This is a genomic window from Pararobbsia alpina (genome assembly GCF_902859895.1).
Classification (GTDB): domain Bacteria; phylum Pseudomonadota; class Gammaproteobacteria; order Burkholderiales; family Burkholderiaceae; genus Pararobbsia; species Pararobbsia alpina.
Window position 1 is genome coordinate 1 of record NZ_CADIKM010000127.1, and the last position, 2,457, is coordinate 2,457.

A 2,457-nucleotide genomic window follows, 5' to 3' on the forward strand; every position below is an offset into this window, starting at 1 on the left:
GCGTAAGCGGCTGGCGAACCCGTCTTGAATAGTGTGATCCGGCTTGGGAGTATCGTGTCCGCGAACAATTAGGCGGACACGTGAACACTATCGAAGAACAAGTACCGGTTGGTCGACGGCGTCGTCGCCAATATAGCGGAGCATTCAAGGCTCAAGCGGTGGCGGACTGTCAGGGGCCGGGTGTGTCGATCGCAGCGATCGCGCTGCATCATCAGCTCAACGCGAATCTGCTTCGACGTTGGGTTGAGCAAGCCGAAGGCAAGAAGCCTGAAGGCGCATCGAGCAGCGCGGTTTCCGTTCGGTCGACGCGAAGCCCCGCATTTGTGCAGGTACCACTGGAAACGAACACAGCACGCGCGTCGCGGAGCACGGAAATACGCGTCGAAGTGCGCCGCGCTGACCAAGTCATCACGATCAGTTGGCCGGTCACGGACGCCATCGCTTGCGGGAGTTGGTTGCGCGAGTTGCTGCGATGATCCGTATCGACGCGATGTGGCTCGCCACCGAGCCACTCGATATGCGCGCCGGTACCGAGACGATTCTCGCGCGCGTGGTCAGGGTATTCGGTGCGGCACAGCCGCATCATGCCTATCTGTTTGCCAACCGGAGTGCCACGCGCATGAAGGTGTTTGTCTACGACGGTCTGGGCATGTGGCTGGCCGCGCGGCGGCTGAACAAGGGGCGCTTCGTGTGGACCGACGGGCACGGCGAATTCGCCGTTGGACTGAACGCCGATCAGTGGGACGCGCTCATCAAGGGGCTGCCCTGGCAAACGTTCGCCGCTGATCACGCGATCCGCGTGGTCTGAGCCTGCGGAATACGTAAACAGTTCCGCTACCTCGCGTCGCTTCATTCTGGCAAACTCGCCTGGATGAACTCCCCGATCGACCTGAACAGCCTCAATGCGGATCAACTGCGCGAACTCGCCGCGCAGTTGATGATGCAGGTCGCCGAGAAGGACGGGGAGATCCGCTTCAAGGACACCCGCATCGCGCAGCTCACGCACGAGATGGCTGTGCTCAAGCGATTGAAGTTCGCCGCGCGTAGCGAGAAGTTCGACAGCGAGCAGCAGAGCCTGCTCGACGAGGCGATTGATGCCGATATCGTGGCCATCGAGCATGAGCTCGAGGCACTGTCGAGCCGGCCGAAGGCGCAGTCCGCGGAGAATAAGCCGCGCCGCACACCCCTGCCGGCGAATCTGCCACGTATCGACATCGCCCACGAGCCCGAATCGAGCACATGCACCTGCGGCTGTGAGCTCAAGCGCATCGGTGAGGACGTCAGCGAGAAGCTCGACTACACACCGGGCGTGTTCACCGTCGAGCGGCACGTGCGCGGCAAATGGGTGTGCGCGAAGTGCGAGACGCTGATCCAAGCACCCGTTCCCGCACAGGTCATCGACAAGGGCATCCCGACGGCGGGTCTGCTTGCGCAAGTGCTCGTATCAAAGTACGGCGATCACGTTCCACTGTATCGGCAAGAACGCATCTTCGAGCGTGCCGGTCTCGCGATCCCGCGCTCAACGCTGGGCCAATGGATCGGCCAGTGCGGGGTACAACTGCAACCGCTCGTCGATGCACTCAGGCAGGCCATACTCGCGCATCGCGTGCTGCATGCCGATGAGACGCCGGTGGCGATGCTTAGTCCGGGCAAGGGCAAGACGCAACGAGCCTACCTCTGGACATACTGTCCCGGCGCCTTCGAGGAGCTGAAGGCGGTGGTCTATGACTTCGCAGAAAGCCGCGCCGGTGAGCATGCGAGGAGCTTCCTGAGTGGCTGGCAAGGGCAACTCGTTTGCGACGACTACGCGGGTTACAAGGCCTTGCTCGCTCAAGGCGTGACCGAGCTCGGCTGTATGGCGCACGCACGCCGTAAGTTCTTCGACCTGCATGCGTCCAACAAGAGCGAGATCGCGCAGGCGGCGCTCGAGTACATCGGTCAGCTCTATGAGATCGAACGCGAAGTGCAGGCGCTTAAGCCAGGCGAACGGCTCGCGATCCGGCAGGAGCGCGCTCGCCGCATTGCCGACGCGCTACACCAATGGATGACGCAGCAGCGTGCACGAGTAAGCGAAGGTTCGGCGATCGCCAAGGCCTTGGACTACAGCTTGCGACGGTGGGTCGCGCTCACGCGGTATCTGGACGACCCTCAAGTCCCGATCGATAACAACTGGTGTGAGAACCAGATCAGACCCGTTGCCCTCGGCAGAAAAAACTGGCTGTTCAGCGGCTCGCTGCGAGCGGGAAAACGCGCGGCCGCCGTCATGAGCCTGGTGCAGTCGGCGAAGCTCAATGGCCACGATCCCTATGCATATCTGAAGGACGTGCTGATGCGCCTGCCTACGCATGCAGCCAGTCGTGTCGATGAACTGCTGCCACATCGCTGGCAGTCGTCGAACTCAAACTGATCGGCAGGATCTCGCACCGCATCGTCAAGATGGGTTTGCCGCGCGCTTAC

At 61.9% G+C, this 2,457-nt stretch carries 3 protein-coding genes; all 3 read left to right on the forward strand.

Annotated features, from left to right (window positions below; all coding sequences use genetic code 11):
- The first annotated feature begins 80 nt into the window (after positions 1–80).
- The 3 genes from HV670_RS32535 (at position 81) to tnpC (ending at position 2,407) form a co-directional block, all read left to right on the forward strand.
- Complete coding sequence (locus tag HV670_RS32535) at positions 81–476, forward strand: transposase (RefSeq protein WP_175108490.1); 396 nt, start codon at positions 81–83, stop codon at positions 474–476.
- The gene (tnpB, locus tag HV670_RS29660) at positions 473–808 is read left to right on the forward strand and encodes an IS66 family insertion sequence element accessory protein TnpB (RefSeq protein ID WP_175108491.1); all 336 of its coding nucleotides are present in this window, start codon (positions 473–475) and stop codon (positions 806–808) included. The genes HV670_RS32535 and tnpB overlap by 4 nt, the downstream gene beginning before the upstream one ends.
- A 63-nt stretch (positions 809–871) precedes the next feature.
- On the forward strand, positions 872–2,407 hold the full coding sequence (tnpC, locus tag HV670_RS29665; RefSeq protein WP_175108492.1) for an IS66 family transposase: 1,536 nt from the start codon (positions 872–874) through the stop codon (positions 2,405–2,407).
- The last annotated feature ends 50 nt before the right edge of the window (positions 2,408–2,457 follow it).

Excerpts from the sequence above, each read along its gene's own strand:
- tnpB (WP_175108491.1), top strand. The coding sequence starts at position 473 with ATGATCCGTATCGACGCGATGTGGCTCGCCACCGAGCCACTCGATATG.
- tnpC (WP_175108492.1), top strand. The coding sequence starts at position 872 with ATGAACTCCCCGATCGACCTGAACAGCCTCAATGCGGATCAACTGCGC.